The 16934-nt window shown below is 74.4% G+C and carries 15 protein-coding genes; 5 read left to right on the plus strand and 10 right to left on the minus strand.

The features are described from left to right. Window position 1 precedes the first annotated feature (1 nt). Window positions 2–1696 carry an electron transfer flavoprotein-ubiquinone oxidoreductase gene (locus ACI6QG_RS07020; protein WP_407023868.1) on the minus strand — a complete coding sequence of 565 codons (1695 nt, stop codon included), beginning with the start codon at window positions 1694–1696 and terminating at the stop codon, window positions 2–4. A 75-nt stretch (window positions 1697–1771) separates the two neighbouring features. On the opposite strand from ACI6QG_RS07020, the gene ACI6QG_RS07025 reads away from it, so the two are divergent. The 3 genes from ACI6QG_RS07025 (at window position 1772) to moaB (ending at window position 4991) form a co-directional block, all read left to right on the plus strand. Beyond that, the gene (locus ACI6QG_RS07025) at window positions 1772–2557 is read left to right on the plus strand and encodes a uracil-DNA glycosylase (RefSeq protein WP_407023869.1); all 786 of its coding nucleotides are present in this window, start codon (window positions 1772–1774) and stop codon (window positions 2555–2557) included. A gap of 110 nt (window positions 2558–2667) precedes the next feature. Next, window positions 2668–4446, plus strand: a complete 1779-nt coding sequence (locus ACI6QG_RS07030) for a transglycosylase SLT domain-containing protein (RefSeq protein WP_407023870.1) — start codon at window positions 2668–2670, stop codon at window positions 4444–4446. Window positions 4447–4451: 5 nt separating this feature from the next. Then, the gene (moaB, locus tag ACI6QG_RS07035) at window positions 4452–4991 is read left to right on the plus strand and encodes a molybdenum cofactor biosynthesis protein B (protein ID WP_407023871.1); all 540 of its coding nucleotides are present in this window, start codon (window positions 4452–4454) and stop codon (window positions 4989–4991) included. Window positions 4992–5038: 47 nt separating this feature from the next. Here the strand turns inward: moaB and ACI6QG_RS07040 are convergent, their stop codons facing one another. From ACI6QG_RS07040 to ACI6QG_RS07065, 6 genes are all read right to left on the minus strand, one after another. After that, a complete protein-coding gene (locus ACI6QG_RS07040) occupies window positions 5039–5998 on the minus strand; it encodes an MBL fold metallo-hydrolase (RefSeq protein WP_407023872.1) in 960 nt (319 codons plus the stop codon). Continuing rightward, entirely contained in the window at window positions 5998–6966 is a 969-nt protein-coding gene (locus ACI6QG_RS07045) for an MBL fold metallo-hydrolase (RefSeq protein WP_407023873.1), read from the minus strand. The genes ACI6QG_RS07040 and ACI6QG_RS07045 overlap by 1 nt, the downstream gene beginning before the upstream one ends. A gap of 76 nt (window positions 6967–7042) precedes the next feature. Beyond that, window positions 7043–7609: a hypothetical protein gene (locus ACI6QG_RS07050; RefSeq protein ID WP_407023874.1), complete on the minus strand. Its 567-nt coding sequence runs from the start codon at window positions 7607–7609 to the stop codon at window positions 7043–7045. Between the two features lie 47 nt (window positions 7610–7656). After that, window positions 7657–8886, minus strand: coding sequence for a class I SAM-dependent RNA methyltransferase (locus ACI6QG_RS07055; RefSeq protein ID WP_407023875.1), 1230 nt, complete (start codon window positions 8884–8886; stop codon window positions 7657–7659). Continuing rightward, on the minus strand, window positions 8879–10078 hold the full coding sequence (locus ACI6QG_RS07060; protein WP_407023876.1) for an acyl-CoA dehydrogenase: 1200 nt from the start codon (window positions 10076–10078) through the stop codon (window positions 8879–8881). The genes ACI6QG_RS07055 and ACI6QG_RS07060 overlap by 8 nt, the downstream gene beginning before the upstream one ends. A gap of 47 nt (window positions 10079–10125) precedes the next feature. Continuing rightward, entirely contained in the window at window positions 10126–11958 is a 1833-nt protein-coding gene (locus ACI6QG_RS07065) for a DEAD/DEAH box helicase (protein WP_491630718.1), read from the minus strand. 174 nt (window positions 11959–12132) lie between these two features. On the opposite strand from ACI6QG_RS07065, the gene ACI6QG_RS07070 reads away from it, so the two are divergent. Further along, window positions 12133–12834, plus strand: a complete 702-nt coding sequence (locus tag ACI6QG_RS07070) for an alpha/beta fold hydrolase (protein ID WP_407023877.1) — start codon at window positions 12133–12135, stop codon at window positions 12832–12834. Window positions 12835–12903: 69 nt separating this feature from the next. Here the strand turns inward: ACI6QG_RS07070 and ACI6QG_RS07075 are convergent, their stop codons facing one another. After that, on the minus strand, window positions 12904–13758 hold the full coding sequence (locus ACI6QG_RS07075) for an N-formylglutamate amidohydrolase (RefSeq protein WP_407023878.1): 855 nt from the start codon (window positions 13756–13758) through the stop codon (window positions 12904–12906). A gap of 31 nt (window positions 13759–13789) precedes the next feature. After that, window positions 13790–14965, minus strand: a complete 1176-nt coding sequence (locus ACI6QG_RS07080; RefSeq protein WP_407023879.1) for a M20 family metallopeptidase — start codon at window positions 14963–14965, stop codon at window positions 13790–13792. A gap of 117 nt (window positions 14966–15082) precedes the next feature. Here ACI6QG_RS07080 and ACI6QG_RS07085 point away from each other — a divergent pair, with 117 nt between their 5' ends. Beyond that, window positions 15083–15745, plus strand: a complete 663-nt coding sequence (locus ACI6QG_RS07085; protein ID WP_407023880.1) for a peptidoglycan L,D-endopeptidase MepK — start codon at window positions 15083–15085, stop codon at window positions 15743–15745. A 24-nt stretch (window positions 15746–15769) separates the two neighbouring features. On the opposite strand, the gene rnd is transcribed toward ACI6QG_RS07085, so the two are convergent. Further along, window positions 15770–16924: a ribonuclease D gene (gene rnd, locus ACI6QG_RS07090; protein ID WP_407023881.1), complete on the minus strand. Its 1155-nt coding sequence runs from the start codon at window positions 16922–16924 to the stop codon at window positions 15770–15772. Window positions 16925–16934: the final 10 nt, after the last annotated feature.

Here is a 16934-nt window from a genome sequence, read left to right on the forward strand (position 1 = left end):
GTCACATTCCTCCGGGATAGGCAGGTCCGCCGCCGCCCTCGGGCGTGCGCCAGTCGATGTTCTGCGTGGGATCCTTGATGTCGCAAGTCTTGCAGTGCACGCAGTTCTGCGCGTTGATCACCAGCCGCGCGCCGGGGCCGCCGGCCTCGACCTCCGCGCCCGGCACGGCGTCGGCCTGCGGGTCGGGGGTGCCGCGCAGCTCGCGCTCCGCCGCCGGGCCCACCGCCTCGTAGACGGCGGCGGGGCAGTAGCGGCTCTCGGGGCTGCGGTACTTCTCCCAGTTCTCGGCGAACCAGCGGCCGGGGTCCTTCAGCACCAGGTGGGCCGGCTGGTTCTCCTCGTGGTTGGTGTTGCTGAGGAAGACGGAGGACAGGCGGTCGAAGCTCAGCACGCCGTCCGGCTTGGGGTAGGCGATGCGCGGGGCGTCCTCCGCGCGCCGCAGCGTCTCGTGGTCTTGGTGGTGGGTCCAGGTCCAGGGGGCGCGGCCGCGGAACAGGTAGGTGTCCACCGCCGCCGCCGCCATGCCGCCCCAGAAGCCCATCTTGCCGAAGCCCGAGCGCACGTTGCGGACCTCGTAGAGCTCCTTCCACACCCAGGAATCATGCAGCGCCGCCGGGTAGGCATCCAGCACGGCGGGCTTGGCCTCCATCGCGCCGGCGATGGCCTCGGCGGCCAGCATGCCGGTCTTCATGGCGGTGTGGGTGCCCTTGATCTTGGGCACGTTCAGGAAGCCCGCGGCGTCGCCGATCAGCGCGCCGCCGGGGAAGACCAGCTTGGGGATGGACTGGAAGCCGCCCTCGTTCAGCGCGCGCGCGCCGTAGGAGATGCGCTTGCCGCCCTTGAGCATCGCCGCCACCGCCGGGTGGTGCTTGAAGCGCTGGAACTCCTCGAAGGGCGAGAGCCAGGGGTTGGGGTAGTCCAGCCCGACCACGAAGCCGATGGACACCAGGTTGTCCCCCAGCATGTAGAGCCAGGAACCGCCATAGGTGTCGCGCGGCAGCGGCCAGCCGACGCTGTGCCACACCAGCCCGGGCTTGTGGTTCTCCTTCGGGATCTCCCACAGCTCCTTGATGCCCAGCGCGTAGGTCTGCGGCGCCGCGCCCTCGCGCAGGTTGTAGGTGTCGAACAGCTTCTTGGTGAGGGAGCCGCGGCAGCCCTCGGCGAACAGCGTCCAGGTGGCGCGCAGCTCCATGCCGGGCTGGTAGGCCGCACCCCTGGAGCCGTCCTTCTCGATGCCCATGACGCCAGCGACGACGCCCTTGACCTGCCCGTCCTCGATGATGGTCTCGGAGGCGGCGAAGCCGGGATACACCTCCACCCCCAGCGCCTCGGCCTTGGCGCCCAGCCAGCGCACCACGTTGCCCAGGCTGACGATGTAGTTGCCGTGGTTGTGCATCTGCGGCGGGGTGGGCAGCTTCACCGACCGCGTGGCGGTCAGCAGCATGAAGCGGTCCTCAGTCACCGGCGTCGCCAGGGCGGGGGGGTCGTCGCGCCAGTCGGGCAGCAGCTCGTCCAGCGCGCGCGGCTCCAGCACCGCGCCCGACAGCGTGTGCGCGCCGACCTCGCCGCCCTTCTCGACCACGCAGACGTTGATGGCCGGGTCGAGCTGCTTCAGGCGGATGGCGGCGGCCAGCCCGGCCGGGCCGGCGCCCACCACCAGCACGTCGAACTCCATGGCTTCTCGCGTCTCGTCCATGTGCCCTGCTTTTCCCCAAGGTTTCTCCGCGCGAAGCTACATGATGCCGCCGGGCCGGGGTAGAAGGGTCCCCAGATGGACGCTTCCGACCGCCAGGCCCTGATCGCCGCGCTGGACTGGCAATGCGCCATGGGCGCGGACGAGGCCCTGCTCGACGCCCCGCAGGACCGCACCCTCGCCGCGCCGCCGCCGCGCCGCGCGCCCGCCACGCCCGCCCTGCTGGCGCCGGCCCTGCTGGCCCCGGCCCCGGGCGCCGCCGCCAGCCTCGCCGCCGGCGCCGCCACGCTGGAGGCGCTGCGCGCCGCGCTGGAGGGCTTCGACGGCTCCCCCCTGCGCGAGACCGCGACGCGCATGGTGTTCAGCGACGGCGTGCCCGGCGCGCCGGTGATGGTGGTGGGCGAGGCGCCCGGCGCCGACGAGGACCGCCAGGGCAAGCCCTTCGTCGGCGTGTCGGGCCAGCTGCTGGACCGCATGTTCGCCTCCATCGGGCTGTCGCGGGCGGAGCAGCTGTACCTGGCCAACGTGCTGCCCTGGCGGCCGCCCGGCAACCGCACCCCCGGAGACGCCGAGGTGGCGCTGTTCCTGCCCTTCCTGCGCCGCCACGTCGCGCTGGCCCGCCCGCGGGTGCTGGTGCTGGCGGGCAACGTGCCGGCCAAGGCCCTGCTGGGCACGCGCGAAGGCATCACCCGGCTGCGCGGCAAGTGGACGCAAGTCGAAACGGATGATGGGCAAGTCATTCCGGTGCTGCCGGTGTTCCACCCCGCGTATCTGCTGCGCAACCCGCTTGCCAAGCGCGAGGCCTGGGCGGATCTTCTTTCGCTGAAGCGCCGTTTGAAAGATGGCGGGATTGTGGCAACCTGATCTGCGCGTCTTGGTTGCATAAGTGGGGTGAATTCTTTCTGCAAAGATTTTGCTTGCGCGGTCCGTTCCGGCGCTTGTAGGGCAGCGGTGCCATGCGAGCCTTCCTTCCCATGGCCCGTGCCTGCCAGGCCATGATGGCCCTGGCGCTTTGCCTCGCCGCCGGGATGAACCCGGCGGCCGGGCAGCGGGCCCAAGACCAGGCCAGCCCCGCGCGACCGCGCGCCGCCGCCCCGCCCCTGCCGCAGCCGATGGCCGCGCCGGATGCCGCGCGCATGCGCCGCGCCTTCGAGGCGCAGGCGCGCGGCGACTTCGCCGCCGCCATCCGCGAGGCCGAGCGCCTGGATGACCGCCGCCTGATGGGGCACCTGCTGGCCGACCGCATCCTGCGCGGCCAGGGCGGCCCGGCCGAGATGCAGTCCTGGCTGTCCGACTATTCCGACCACCCGGACGCGCCCACCATCCATGAGCGCCTGGTGGCGCGCCTGCCGCGCGGCGCCGCCGCCCCGCCGCCGCCCCAGCAGGGCGACCTGCCCGGCATGACGGAGCTGCCGGAGGAGCGGGCGCCGGTGCCCGACAGCTTCGTGCGCAACCCGGCGCTGGACCGCACGATCGCCGACCGCGTGCGCGAGGGGAACCTGGACGCCGCGCTCTCCCTGCTCAACCGCACCCGCGGCCTGACCCCCGCCTATGCCGCGCAGCTGCGCACGGAGGCCGCCCAGGCGCTGTTCCGCCAGGGCCGCGACGAGGAATCGCTGCGCTGGGCCGGCGAGGCGGTGCGGCTGGCCCCCGGCAACGCCCAGGCGGCCTACCAGACCGGCCTGTCGGCCTGGGCGCTGGAGCGTTGGGAGCTGGCGCACGCGGCCTTCGAGCGCGCGGCGCGCGCCGAGGCGGCGTCGCCCGCCCTGCGCGCCGCCGCCGCCTACTGGACCGCGCGTTCCGCCGTGCGGGCGCGGCGTCCGGGGCAATACGTGCCCTGGATGCTGCAGGCGGCGCAGGAGCCGCGCACCTTCCACGGCATGGTGGCCCGCCGCACCCTGGGCCTGCCGCCCGGCCTGGTGTGGGAGCGCGACATGGCCGGCGAGGCCCACGCCCAGGCGCTGACCGAGACCGCCGGCGGCTGGCGCGCCCTGGCGCTCATCCAGCTCGGCCAGAACGAGCGCGCGGAGGCGGAGCTGCGGCTGCTGCACCGCCGCGCCCGCAACAACCCGCAGGTGGCGCAGGGCATCCTGGCCGCGGCGCAGCAGGCGGGGCTCGCCTCGGTGGTGGCGCTGGCGGCCAATGCCGGCGGCCCGGCCGACGAGGCGCGCACCCGCGACCAGGCGCGCTTCCCGCTGCCGCCGCTGACGCCGCCGGGCGGCTTCCGCATGGACCCCGCGCTGCTCTACGCCCTGGCGCTGCAGGAAAGCCGGTTCGACCCGATGGCGGTGTCGCCGGCCGGGGCGCGCGGGCTGATGCAGCTGATGCCGGCCACCGCCTCCTACGTGGCGAACGACCCGTCGCTGCGCGGCGCCAACGCGGCGCGGCTGCACGAGCCCGGGCTGTCGCTGGAGATCGGGCAGCGCTACGTCCACTACCTCAACCGCCACGAAGCGGTGGGCGGCGACCTCATCCGCCTGCTGGCGGCCTACAATGCCGGGCCGGGCAACCTGGTGCGCTGGCTGCCGACCTCCCGCCACCGGTCGGACCCGATCCTGTTCGTGGAAAGCATCCCGGTGACGGAGACGCGCATCTTCGTGCAGCGCGTGCTCACCTTCTCCTGGATCTACGCCTCGCGGCTGGGGCTGCCGGCGCACAGCCTGGACGCCATCGCCGGCGGCCAGTTCCCGCGCTTCGCCGGGCCGGAGGAGGTCGTGGCGATGTTGCGCGTGCGCGACGGACGCGCCAACTAGGGGCGATGCCCCTCGACGAGAGCCGCCCCTTCCTGCCCGTGCGCATCGCCGTGCTGACGGTGAGCGACACGCGCGACCTGTCCAACGACCGATCCGGCGACCTGCTGGCCGGGCGGATCGAAGCCGCCGGCCACGTGCTGGCCGACCGCGCCATCGAGAAGGATGACGCCGCGCGCATCGAGTCGCGGCTGCGCGGCTGGGTAGCCGACGCCCAGGTGGACTGCGTCATCACCACCGGCGGGACCGGCATCACCGGCCGCGACGTGACGCCCGAGGCCTTCGACCGCGTGCTGGAGAAGCGCATCGAGGGCTTCGGCGAGCTGTTCCGCATGCTGAGCTTCCAGAAGATCGGCACCTCGACCATCCAGTCGCGCGCCATCGGCGGCGTGGCGGGCGGCACCTACCTGTTCGCGCTGCCGGGTAGCACGGGGGCCTGCAAGGATGGCTGGGACGACATCCTGCGCTGGCAGCTCGACAGCCGGCACCGCCCCTGCAACCTGGTGGAGCTGATGCCCCGCCTGCAGGAGCACCTCCGGCCCGGCTGACGGCCGGACCGGGGCTGCGCAACCGCCCCAGGGCGCGGGCGGCCGCCTCAGCTTCCCCAGTCGGCGGGGTGGAAACGGAAGCCGTCGCCGCGCGCCGCCACGAAGCCGGTGCCGGGGAAGGTGACGTGGTAGGCGCACAGGCGCGCGCGCTCCGCCGCGATGCGGCCGAACAGGCGGCGCCGGCTCTCGGTGGCCATCGGGCCGTCGAAGTCGAACACGCTGTGCCAGCCCGGATTCTCCAGGAACAGCTCGGGGCGGCCGGCGGTGTCGGCGGTGACGTAGAGGCCCTGGTTGCCGTTCACCACCTGGAAGGCGCTGTGCCCGGGCGTGTGGCCCGGCGTGGCGACGGCGCGGATGCCGGGCGCGACCTCGGCCCCGTCCTCAAAGGTGCGCATGCGCGCGCGCAGCGGGGCGAAGCGGCGGGCCGCGTTGGCGAAGTTGCCGCGCTGGAATTCCGGCGTGCGGGCGCGGTTGCCCTCGTCGCTCCACCACGCCCATTCGCTGGCCGGCACCGCGACCTCGGCATTGGGGAAGAAGGGCTGGTTGGCGGCGGTGGTCAGCCCGGTGATGTGGTCGCCGTGGAAGTGGGAGACGACGACCAGCACCACCTCCTCCGGCGCGATGCCGGCGGCTTCCATGGAGCGCGGCAGCAGCCCGGTGCCGGGCGCCAGCTGGCCGGCGCCGGTGCCGGCGTCGAAGGCCACCACGCCGCGCGGGGTGCGCAGCATGGTGACGATGTAGGGGTTGGCCAGGCCCTGGGCGGGCAGGGCGGCGGCGTCCAGCGCGCCCTGCACGGCGGGGGCGGGCTGGTTCACCACCAGCCCTTCCAGCGCGTTGCCGCGGCGCACGAAGCCGTCGAACAGCGTCGTCACCTGCCAGTCGCCCAGGGCGAAGCGGTGGAAGGCCGGGGCGGCCTGCGGGGCGGCGGGCGCGGGCGCGCTGCCCTGGGCCACCGCGCGGTGCGCCAGCAGCAGCGCCGGCGCGGCGAGGAGGAGGCGGCGGTCCATCACAGGCTGGTCCAGTCGCCGGGGACGAAGCGGAAGCCCTGGCCCTCGCGCGCCACCATGCCCTGCGCCGGGAAGGGCAGGTGGTAGCCGGTGACGCGCGCGCGGTCGCTGGCCGCGCGGTCCAGCATGCGGCGGCGGCTGGCGGCGGCGGCGTCGCCATCCATGTCGAAGACAATCTGCCAGTGCGGGTTGGGCATCATCACCTCCGGCCGGTTGGTGATGTCGGCTAGGTAGATGAGCTGCTGGTTGCCGTCGGCGACGTGGTAGCAGGTGTGGCCCGGGGTGTGGCCGGGCGCGGCGATGGCGCGGATGCCCGGCCACGCCTCGGCGCCGTCGGCCACCTGGCGCATGCGCTCGCGCCAGGGGGCGAAGCGGCGGGCGGTGTTGGCGAAGGTGCCGCGCTGGCCCTCGGGGGTGCGGGACGCGTTGCCCTCGTCGCTCCACCACGCCCATTCGGCGGCTGGGACGATGACCTCGGCGTTGGGGAAGGCGCGCTCGTTCGCCGCGGTGGTCAGGCCGGTGATGTGGTCGCCGTGGAAGTGCGAGACGATGACGGCGCGCACCTGGGCGGGGTCCAGGCCGGCGGCGCGCATGTTGGCGCCCATGCGGCCGGAGGTGGGCGACATCTGCCCCTCGCCGGTGCCGGCGTCGAACACCACCAGCCCGGTCGGCGTCTCGACGAAGGTGAGGGTGAAGGGGATGGTCAGAGTGTCGGCGGGCTGCATGCGCTCGGCCAGCGCGGCCTGCACCTCGGGCAGCGGGACGTTGCGGACGAAGCCCTCGACGGGGCGGCGGTTGATGCCGTCATGCACCTGGGTGACGGCGAGGCCGCCCAGGCGGAAGCGGTAGAAGCCCGGGTTGGCGGGCGGCGTGGCGGGGGCGGCGGCCTGCTGCGCCCCCGCCGGCAGGGCCATGGCGGCGGCGATGGCGGCGGAGCCGGCGAAGACCTGTCGGCGGTTGGGCGTCATGGGCACGTTCCTCTCCCGTCCCGTGCGGGACGTTGCCCGCATGAGATGGGAGAAGCGCGCCGTTGCGCAACGGGAATCAGGCCAGGGCGGATTCCAGCGTCGCCAGCACCCGGCGCTCGGCCTCCGAGACGGCGGAGGTGAGGCCCAGGAAGCCGCCGGTGGCCTCGGCCACGGCGCGGGCGCGGTCCAGCGTGGCGGCGCGCAGGGAGGCGCGGCCGGCGGCGTCCATCGGGGCGGCCAGCGCCTTGGCGTAGCCGGTCCAGGCCTCGGCCAGCGCGGGGGCGGGCTTGGAGGCCAGCCAGGATTCCAGCAGGGCGTGGGCCGCGCTGCCGGGGGCGGCGCCGGCCTCGGCGGCGGCGCGCAGGGTGGCGGCGCGCTCGTCGGCGCTGATGCTGCCATCGGCCCAGGCGACCAGGACCAGCGGCACCAGGGCGAAGGCGCCCAGCGTCTCGGGCGTCAGCGACAGGGCGGCGAGGCGGTCCAGCAGCGCGGCGTCGGTGATGCCGGTGGCGGCGGCGATGGCCTTGCGGCGGTCGGCCCCCGCGGAGTCGGCCTTCAGCCGGGCGAGGAGGCGGGCGTTCTCCTCGGCGAAGAAGGCTTCCTCCAGGCCCTGGCGGCGGCTGTCGAGGATGTGGTCGGCCATGTGGTCCATTCCCTGGCGATGGTTGCAGCGATGGTAGCGCCTGCCGCTCAGCGGGTGAAGGCGACCACCGATTCCAGGTGCGCCGACCACAGGAACTGGTCCACCGGCACCGCCGAATGCAGGGCGAAGCCCGCCTGCCGCAGCGCGGCGGCGTCGCGCGACAAGGCCGCGGGCGAGCAGGACACGTAGATGACGCGCTTCACCTGGCTGCGGGCGATCTGCTCCACCTGCTCCGGGGCGCCGGCGAAGGGGGGGTCGAGCACCACGGCGGCATAGGGCTTGAGTTCCAGCGGCAGCAGGGGCTGGCGCTGCAGGTCGCGGCGGTGGGCGCGCACCCGGCCGCCGCCGGCCGCCTTGGACAGCGCGGCCACGGCCTCCGGCGCGCCCTCGAAGGCGTCCACCACGCCGTGCCGGGCCAGCGGGAAGGACAGCGTGCCCAGCCCGGCGAACAGGTCGGCCAGCCGGCCGCGGGCCGGCAGCCGCGGCGGCAGGGCGGCCAGCACGGCGGCGACGATGGCGGCCTCGCCCTCCGGCGTCGCCTGCAGGAAGGCGCCGGGGGGCGGGTTCACCGCCGTGCCGCCGAGGGTGATGGCGGCGGTGCCGCGCTGGGCCGCGACCTCGCCCTTCCAGGCGATGCGGGGGATGGACTCGGCCTCGGCGAAGGCGGCGAGGCGGCGGCGGTCGCCCTCGGTCAGCTTGCCGTCGGTGGAGAGCAGCAGGTCAGGGCCGGTGTCCAGCCAGTTCACCAGCACCGCGCCCAGGCGGCGCAGCGCCTCCAGCGGGCGAAGGGCGGCGGCCAGCGCGGGCAGCAGCGCCACGATCTCCGGCCGAAGGACGTGGCATTCGCGCATCGGCACCAGGGCGTGGGCGCCGCGCTGGTGGAAGCCGATCTCCACGGCGCCGTCCGGGCGGCGGTGCAGCCCGAGGTCGGCGCGGCGGCGGGAGTTGCGCGGGGTGGTGAAGCCTTCGGCCAGCACGGGGTCGTAGCCGGCGCGCGACAGCGCCTCGGCCAGCTTGCCGCGCTTCCAGGCGGCGTAGGCGGGCGGCGCCCAATGCTGCAGGGCGCAGCCGCCGCAGGCGCCGAAATGCGCGCAAGGCGGCGCCACGCGCTCCGGGCTGGGGTCCAGCACGGCGTCGAGGCGCGCCTTGTCCTTCGCCGTCGCGGTGGCGGCGACGCGCTCACCAGGCAGGGTGAAGGGAATGAAGAAGGGGCCGGGGGCGATGCCGTCGCCCCCGGCCCCCATGGCCTCGATGGTGGTCTCGAAACCCTCAGCCAAAGGCGTTCAGGCCGGTGATGGCGCGGCCGAGGATGAGGGCGTGCACGTCATGCGTGCCCTCATAGGTGTTCACCGTCTCCAGGTTCATGACGTGGCGGATGACGTGGTACTCGTCCACGATGCCGTTGCCGCCGTGCATGTCGCGCGCCACGCGGGCGATATCCAGGGCCTTGCCGCAGTTGTTGCGCTTGATCAGCGAGATCATCTCCGGCGCCGCCTTGCCCTCGTCGAACAGGCGCCCCACCCGCAGCGCGGCCTGCAGGCCCAGGGTGATCTCCGTCTCCATGTCCGCCAGCTTCTTCTGGATCAGCTGGGTCTGGGCGAGCGGCTTGTTGAACATCTTGCGGTTCAGCGTGTAGTCACGCGCCGCGTGCATGCAGAACTCGGCGGCGCCCAGCACGCCCCAGGCGATGCCGTAGCGGGCGCGGTTGAGGCAGGAGAATGGGCCGGCCAGGGAGCGCACGCCGGGCAGGCGGTTCTCCTCGGGGACGAAGACCTCCTCCATCATGATCATGCCGGTCACGCTCGGGCGCAGGGAGAACTTGCCCTCGATCTTGGGCGTGGTCAGGCCCTTCATGCCGCGTTCCAGCAGGAAGCCGTTCAGCTCGCCCTCATCCGTCTTGGCCCAGACGAGGCAGACATCGGCGATGGGGGAATTGGTGATCCAGGTCTTGGAGCCGCTCACCAGCCAGCCGCCATCCACCTTCTTCGCGCGGGTGCGCATGGAGGAGGGGTCGGAGCCGGCATCGGGCTCGGTCAGGCCGAAGCAGCCCACCCATTCGCCGGTGCGCAGCTTGGGCAGGAACTTCTGCCGCTGCTCCTCCGAGCCATAGGCGTGGATGGGGAACATCACCAAGCTGGACTGCACGGAGAAGGCGGAGCGGTAGCCGCTGTCCACCCGCTCCACCTCGCGCGCCATCAGCCCGTAGGCGACGTAGGAGACGCCGGCGCAGCCATAGCCCTCCAGCGTCGCGCCCAGGAAGCCCTGCTCGCCGAAGGCGTTCATGATGGAGCGGTCGAAGGTCTCGTGCCGGTTGGCCATCAGCACGCCGGGCATCAGCCGGTCCTGGCAGAAGGCGCGCGCGGCGTCGCGCACCATGCGCTCGTCCTCGGTCAGCTGCTCGTCCAGCAGCAGCGCGTCCTCCCAGGAGAAGGGCGCGGGCTTGGACTTCACGGGGGTGACGACGTTCATCGGGATGCTCCTCCTCATTCCGCCGGTTCTACCAGATGGATGCCGGTTCAGGCAGCCTCGGCCGCGCCGCCCTCGGCCGCCTCGGGCGCGGGGCTGTCGGCCGGGGCCTCGGCGCGCTTCTTCGGGCGCGGGATGGGGATCAGCATGAAGGCCGGGACGTCGTCGCCGAAGCCGCGCACCGGCGGGCCGAGGTCGTCGCGGTCGCGGCGGCGGTGCTCGTCGCGCTCGCGCGGGGCTCGGTCGCGCGGGCGGTCGTCGCGGGCCTCGCGGCGGGGCTCGTCGGCGCGCTCGCGGCGGGGTTCCTCCGCGCGCTCGCGGCGCGGGGCGTCGTCGCGGTCGCGGCGCGGGGGGTCGTCGCGCTCGCGGCGGGGCTCCTCGGAACGCTCGCGGCGGGGCTCGTCGCGCCGGCCGCCGGTGCGGCCCTCGCGCCCGCGGTCGCGGTCGCGGCTGCCGCGCTCGCCGCGGCCGTCAGGGCGGGCGCCGCGGCCGCCGCGGCGGCGGGTGCCGGCCTCGGCGATCTCTTCCTCGGTCACGGCGGCCAGCCCGTCCACCTGCATGCGCGGGATGGCGGCGTTGGTCAGCTTCTCGACCGCCTGCACCAGCTTGCCGTCCTCGGGCGTCGCCAGCGTATAGGCGTGGCCCTCGCGCCCGGCGCGGCCGGTGCGGCCGATGCGGTGCACGTAGTCCTCGGCGTGGAAGGGGACGTCGAAGTTGAACACGTGGCTCAGCCCGCCGATGTCCAGGCCGCGCGCCGCGACGTCGGAGCAGACCAGCAGACGGATCTCGTTCGCCTTGAAGGCGTTGAGCGTGGCGAAGCGGGCGGACTGGTCCATGTCGCCATGCAGGGCGCCGACGCTGAAGCCGTGCTTCTTGAGCGACTTGTAGAGGATGTCCACGTCGCGCTTGCGGTTGCAGAAGATCAGCGCGTTCTGCACGTCCTCGCGCTTGATGAGGCGGCGCAGCGCCTCGCGCTTATCCATCTCCTGCACGAACAGCAGCCCGGTGGTGATGGTGGTCGCCACCGTGGCGGGGCGGGAGACGGTGATCTCCTTCGGGTTGCTCAGGAAGGCGTCGGCCAGGCGGCGGATCTCCGGCGCCATGGTGGCGGAGAAGAACAGCGTCTGCCGCAGCGGCGGGATGATGGAGACGATGCGCTCGACATCAGGGATGAACCCCATGTCCAGCATGCGGTCGGCCTCGTCGATCACCAGGATCTTGACGTCGGCCATCAGGATGCGGCCGCGCTCGAACAGGTCCAGCAGGCGGCCGGGCGTGGCGATCAGCACGTCCACGCCCTTCTCCAGGGCCTGCTTCTGCTCGTCCATGCTCTCGCCGCCGATCAGCAGCGCGTGGGTCAGGCCGAGGTACTTGCCGTACTTCACGAACTGCTCGGCCACCTGCAGCGCCAGCTCGCGCGTCGGCTCCAGGATGAGGGAGCGCGGCATGCGCGCCTTGGCGCGGGAGCCGGCCAGGATGTCCATCATCGGCAGGGTGAAGGAGGCGGTCTTGCCGGTGCCGGTCTGGGCGCAGCCCAGCACGTCGCGGCCCATCAGCACGATGGGGATGGCCTGCTCCTGGATGGGAGTGGGGTGGACGTAGCCGGCCTCCTCCACCGCCTTCAGCAGCTTCTCGCCCAGGCCGAGGTCGGCGAAGACGGCGCGCGGCGCCTCGGGCTCGTTGTCCGTGCGCTCGTCGATGCGCGCATCGTGCTCGCCCTGGTCGGCGGGGTCGGCCGCCGGGTCGCGGTCGTCCACGCGGGCGTCGCCGGCCTCGTCATCGGCCGGCAGCGTGGGGGTCTCGGGCGTGTCGGGCAGGCTGTCGGGGGTGGTGGTGCCGCTGGCCGTCGGGGCCTCCGCGGTGGGGAGGGGCGTGTCGTTCAAGGTGATGTCCTGGTCTGCCTCTGGGCCGCGCGGGCTGCCGGAGCGGCGGCGCGGCGATGCGGGCGGACCTGCCGCCCTGACTCTGTCAACGCCCGGCATATGCGCCCGGATGGGGCGGAACGCAACAGGAAACGGCATCTTGGCGCGGCCGGGCGGGCGATTTAAGCGCTTGGCATGGCGATGCCCCTGCTGCTCCTTCCCGGCCTGCTGTGCGACGCGCGGCTGTGGCGCGACGTGCTTCCGGCGCTGGAGGGCCTGGCCGCGCCGGTGGTGGCCGACCTGACACGGGACGACTCGATGGCGGCGATGGCCGCGCGCGCCATCGCCGCCATGCCGCCCGGGCGCTTCGCGGTGGCCGGGCTGTCCATGGGCGGCTACGTGGCCTTCGAGGTGTGGCGGCAGGCGCCGGGACGGGTGGCGGCGCTGGCGCTGCTGGACACCTCGGCCCGGCCCGACGCGCCGGAGGCGACGCAGCGCCGGCGCGACCTGCTGGCGCTGTCCCGCCAGGGGCAGTTCCGCGGGGTGACGCCGCGCCTGCTGCCCTCGCTCATCCATCCCACGCGGCTGGGCACGCCGCTGGCGCAGGAGGTGATGGACATGGCCGAGCGCATCGGCGCCGAGGCTTTCCTGCGCCAGCAGACCGCCATCATGGGCCGGGCGGATTCCCGCCCGGACCTGCCGGGCATCACCGTGCCCACGCTGGTGGCGGTGGGCGAGGAGGACGTGCTGACCCCGCCCGCCCTGGCCGAGGAGATGGCCGCCGCCATCCCCGGCGCGGCGCTGGCGCGCCTGCCCGGCAGCGGCCACCTGCCGACGATGGAGGTGCCGGAGGCCGCCGGGGCGGCGCTGCGAGAGTGGCTGCTGCGCGCCGCCTGACGCGCGGCCGCGGTTCGCGAAGGCGCACTCCACAGGCCAGTTGGGCGCCGCGCCGCCGCGGCCCGCGGTTCAGCCCAGCGCGCGCCAGTCCGCCGCCGTCAGGTCGCCCAGGAAGCGGGCCAGGCGGGCGCGCAGCGGGGCGAAGCCGGCATGGCGCTCGATGCGCGCCTCATCCATGTAGAGGGCGCGGGAGATCTCCATCTGCACCACGTGCGCGCCCTCGCGCGGGCGGCCATAGGCGCGGGTGATGTAGCCGCCGGCATAGGGGTCGTTGCGGCGCACGGAGAAGCCCAGCCGCTGCAGCGCCGCCTCCACCGCCCGCACCGCGCGGGGGTTGGCCGCGGTGCCGTGGGCGTCGCCCAGCACCACGTCGGGCAGCGGCGGCCCGCCGGGGTGGGAGGGCATGGAGTGGCAGTCCAGCACCAGGCAGGCGCCGAAGCGCTGGCGGGTGGCGGCGATCTCCTCCGCCAGCGCGGCGTGGAAGGGCTCCCACACCGCGCGCACCCGGTGCTCCGCCTCGGCGAAGGAGAGGCGGCGGCGGTAGATGGGCTCGCCCGAGGCGACGATGCGCGCGATGGTGCCCAGCCCGGCGCCGACCCGCGGGCTGGCGCTGTTGACCCAGCCGGGCAGCGGGGCGTCGAACATGCCGGGGTCCAGCTCCCACGGCTCGCGGTTCAGGTCGCACCAGGCGCGGGGGAACTCGGCGGCCAGCAGGGGCAGGCCCAGCGCGGGGGCGGCGGAGAACAGCTCCTCCACGAAGGCGTCCTCGCTCTTGCGCAGGGAGAGCGGGTCCAGCCGCGCGGAATCGACGAATTCCGGCGGGTAGTGGCGGCCGGAATGGGAGGAGACGAGCACGAGCGGCGCCGCCTGCCGCGCCGGGCGCGTCAGCGTGAAGGGGGCGGGGCCGGGCACCGGCAGGTCCATCAGGTCCATATACGCGCCGCCAAGCGCCGCGTCACAGCCCCGCGGAGTCGAGCCGCAGGATGGCCCGCGCCAGGGCCTGGGCGCGCGGCACCAAGGTGGCGACGTCCAGCCATTCCTCCGGGCTGTGCGCCGCGCCGCCCACCGGGCCGACGGCGCAGATGGTGGGCGCGCCGCGGGCGGCGGTGAAGCCGCTGTCGGCGCAGCCGCCGCTGAACACGCCCTCCACCGGGGCCTCCGAGGCGTCGCGGTACAGGTCGAACAGGCGGCGAGCGGCGTCGTCCTGGGTCAGCGGCAGGAACTCGCCCTTGATGGTCAGCCGGGCGCGGGTGCCGGGCACGTGGGCGCGGGCGATGATGGCCTCGATGGCCGCCATCACCTCGGCCCGGTCCTCGGGGCGGACGTAGCGCAGGTCGATCTGGCCCTGGGCGTGGGGGGCGACGGTGTTGACGCTCTGCCCGCCCGAGACGAGGCCGACATTGAGCGTGATGCCGCGCCCGAGGTCGGTGAGGGCATGGATGGCGGTGATCTTGGCCGCGAGCTCGCCGATGGCGCTGATGCCGGCCTCGAAGTTGCCGCCGGAATGCGCGGCCTTGCCCTCGATCTCCATCAGCATGAACACGCCGCCCTTGCGGCCGGTGACCACGCCGTTGCCGGGCCGCCCCGGCTCGCTGTTGAAGACGACGCGCGCGCCCTCGGCCTCGCGCTCGATGACGGCGCGGCCCTCGGGGGAGCCGATCTCCTCGTCGCCGGTGAACAGGCCGACCAGGGGGCCGGGCGCGCCGCCATGCTTCGCGAAGGCGGCCAGCACGAACATGTTCATCACCAGCCCGGCCTTCATGTCGGCCACGCCGGGGCCGTAGGCGCGCCCGCCCTCGACCCGGAAGGGGCGGCGGGCGGGCTCGCCCTGGGGGAAGACGGTGTCGCGGTGGCCCATCAGCACGATGTTCTCCGCCCGGTTGCCGCGCGGCCGGCCGGGGCCCTCGCCGGGCAGCACGGCGCGCAGGCAGTCGCCGAAGCGCGCGCCGGGCACCGTCTCCACCGCCAGGCCGTGCGCCTCGCAGAAGGCGCGGACCTGGGCGCCCACCGCGTCCACCCCCGCCTTGTCGTAGGAGCCGCCATCGGTGTTCACCATCGCCTCCAGCGCCTGGAGCATGGCGCCCTCCTGCGCGGCCAGCCAGGACAGGAGGGGGGAGGTCTCGTCGCTCATCGGCGCATGTTGCCCCCGGATGGGGGGGCGGGGAAGCCGCCGCCTTCCCACGCGTCGGACCGTGACGGCGCGCGCGCGGGGCATTACATCGCCCTCGCGATGACGAAGCATCCGGGAATGACGCGGCGCGGCCTGCTGGCGGCGGCGGGAACCCTTGCGGCGGCGCCGGCGGGGGCGACGGTGTCCGCCCCGCGCGAGCCGCGGCGGCTGGCGGTGCAGTTCGCCCACACCGGCGCCTGGTTCCGCGGGCCCTATGCCGGGCCGCGCGGCTACGACCCCCAGGCCATCGCCGCCTTCAGCGAGGTGTGCGGCGACTGGCGCGCGCGCGAGACGCGCGGCTTCGACCCCGCCCTGCTGGACCTGCTGTGGCAGGTGGGCCAGCGCATCGGGGTGTCGCAGTTCGCCTGCGTCTCCGGCTACCGCTCGGCGCGCACCAACGCCCTGGTGGGCGGGGCCGCGGACAGCGAGCACCTGCGGGCCAAGGCGGTGGACATCTGGTTGGGGCGCGACAAGCTGGGCCCGGCCATCGAGGCCGCCCGCGCCCTGCGGGCCGGCGGCGTCGGCGCCTATGCCACCTGGGTGCACCTGGACACCGGTCCGGTGCGCAGCTGGGACCGCCGCAACGGCGAGGGCGACGGCGAGGTCTCCATGCCGCGGGTGGCGCCGGACGCCGCGCCCTTCATCCGCGGCCGCTCCTGGATGATCCTGGAGCCGCTGGAGCGGCAGACCGGCGTGCGCGACCCGTTCTTCACCCCGCCGCGGGTGCTGAACCTGCGCTGAGCCCCGCGCCGGCCGCCGCGCCGGTCAGGAGACGCGGATCAGCCGCACCCGGCGCCCGGCGGCGGCCAGCGCCAGCCGGCCCGCCTTCAGCGCCAGCGCGTCCTCGCCGAAGGCCTCGCGCCGCCAGCCTTGCAGGCAGCGGATCTCCGGCTCGGCCTCGGCGGCCAGGCGCTCCAGGTCCTCGGTGTCGGCCAGCAGGCGGGGGGCGACGTTGTGCGCCTCCGCCGCGGCGGCCAGCAGCACCTTCAGCAGCGCCACCAGCGCCGGGGAGGCGCCGGCGCCGCGGCGGCCCTCCAGCGGCTGGGGCCAGCCGGACTCGGGCAGGCTGGCGGCCTCGGCCAGGGCGGCCAGCAGCCCGGCGCCGGACTTGCCGCGGGCGAAGCCCTCGCTGACGCCACGGATGCGCGCCAGCCCCTCGGCGTCGCGCGGGGCGGCGGCGGCGATCTCCAGCAGGCTCTCGTCCTTCACCACCCGGCCGCGCGGGATGTCCAGGCGCTGCGCCTCGCGCTCGCGCCAAGCGGCGGTGGCGCGCAGCGTGGCGAGGTAGCGGCGGTTGGTGGTCTTGGGCTTCAGGCGCAGCCAGGCGTCCTCGGGCTCGGTGACGTAGGCGCGGGGGTCCAGCAGGCCCTCCATCTCCTCCGCCACCCAGTCCAGGCGGCCCTCGGCCAGCAGCTTCTCGCGCAGGGTGCGGTAGACGGCGCGCAGGTGGGTGACGTCGGCGGCGGCGTACTCGATCTGCGCGGGGCTCAGCGGGCGGGCGGCCCAGTCGCTGAAGCGGTGCGCCTTGTCGAGCGAGACGCCGACCAGCCCGCGCACCAGCGCGTCGTAGGAGGCCTGGTCGCCGAAGCCGGCCACCATGGCGGCGATCTGGGTGTCGAAGATGGGGGTGGGCACGGCGCCGAAGCGCAGCAGGAAGATCTCCACGTCCTGCCGGGCGGCGTGGAACACCTTGACCACCGCCGGGTCGGCCAGCAGGTCGCCGAGCGGCGCGAGGTCCATGCCCTCGGCCAGGGTGTCCACCACCACGACCTCCTCCTCGCCCGCCAGCTGCACCACGCAGAGCTCGGGGTAATAGGTGCGCTCGCGCATGAACTCCGTGTCCACGGTCACGAAGGGTTCCTGGCGGAGGCGCTCGCACAGGGCGGCGAGTTCGGCGGCGTCGGTAATCAGGCGGGTCATCCCCGCCGTC

Origin of the sequence: Sabulicella flocculans, assembly GCF_045449635.1 — a bacterium.
In the GTDB taxonomy this organism is placed as follows: Bacteria; Pseudomonadota; Alphaproteobacteria; order Acetobacterales; family Acetobacteraceae; genus Roseococcus.

What these genes read in the sequence shown, in the direction of transcription:
- ACI6QG_RS07040 (WP_407023872.1), bottom strand. Translation starts at nt 5,998, where the DNA reads ATGGACCGCCGCCTCCTCCTCGCCGCGCCGGCGCTGCTGCTGGCGCAC.
- ACI6QG_RS07085 (WP_407023880.1), top strand. Translation starts at nt 15,083, where the DNA reads ATGACGCGGCGCGGCCTGCTGGCGGCGGCGGGAACCCTTGCGGCGGCG.
- ACI6QG_RS07080 (WP_407023879.1), bottom strand. Translation starts at nt 14,965, where the DNA reads ATGAGCGACGAGACCTCCCCCCTCCTGTCCTGGCTGGCCGCGCAGGAG.
- ACI6QG_RS07050 (WP_407023874.1), bottom strand. Translation starts at nt 7,609, where the DNA reads ATGGCCGACCACATCCTCGACAGCCGCCGCCAGGGCCTGGAGGAAGCC.
- ACI6QG_RS07020 (WP_407023868.1), bottom strand. Translation starts at nt 1,696, where the DNA reads ATGGACGAGACGCGAGAAGCCATGGAGTTCGACGTGCTGGTGGTGGGC.
- rnd (WP_407023881.1), bottom strand. Translation starts at nt 16,924, where the DNA reads ATGACCCGCCTGATTACCGACGCCGCCGAACTCGCCGCCCTGTGCGAG.
- ACI6QG_RS07025 (WP_407023869.1), top strand. Translation starts at nt 1,772, where the DNA reads ATGGACGCTTCCGACCGCCAGGCCCTGATCGCCGCGCTGGACTGGCAA.
- moaB (WP_407023871.1), top strand. Translation starts at nt 4,452, where the DNA reads ATGCCCCTCGACGAGAGCCGCCCCTTCCTGCCCGTGCGCATCGCCGTG.
- ACI6QG_RS07075 (WP_407023878.1), bottom strand. Translation starts at nt 13,758, where the DNA reads ATGGACCTGCCGGTGCCCGGCCCCGCCCCCTTCACGCTGACGCGCCCG.
- ACI6QG_RS07060 (WP_407023876.1), bottom strand. Translation starts at nt 10,078, where the DNA reads ATGAACGTCGTCACCCCCGTGAAGTCCAAGCCCGCGCCCTTCTCCTGG.
- ACI6QG_RS07070 (WP_407023877.1), top strand. Translation starts at nt 12,133, where the DNA reads ATGGCGATGCCCCTGCTGCTCCTTCCCGGCCTGCTGTGCGACGCGCGG.
- ACI6QG_RS07030 (WP_407023870.1), top strand. Translation starts at nt 2,668, where the DNA reads ATGGCCCGTGCCTGCCAGGCCATGATGGCCCTGGCGCTTTGCCTCGCC.
- ACI6QG_RS07045 (WP_407023873.1), bottom strand. Translation starts at nt 6,966, where the DNA reads ATGACGCCCAACCGCCGACAGGTCTTCGCCGGCTCCGCCGCCATCGCC.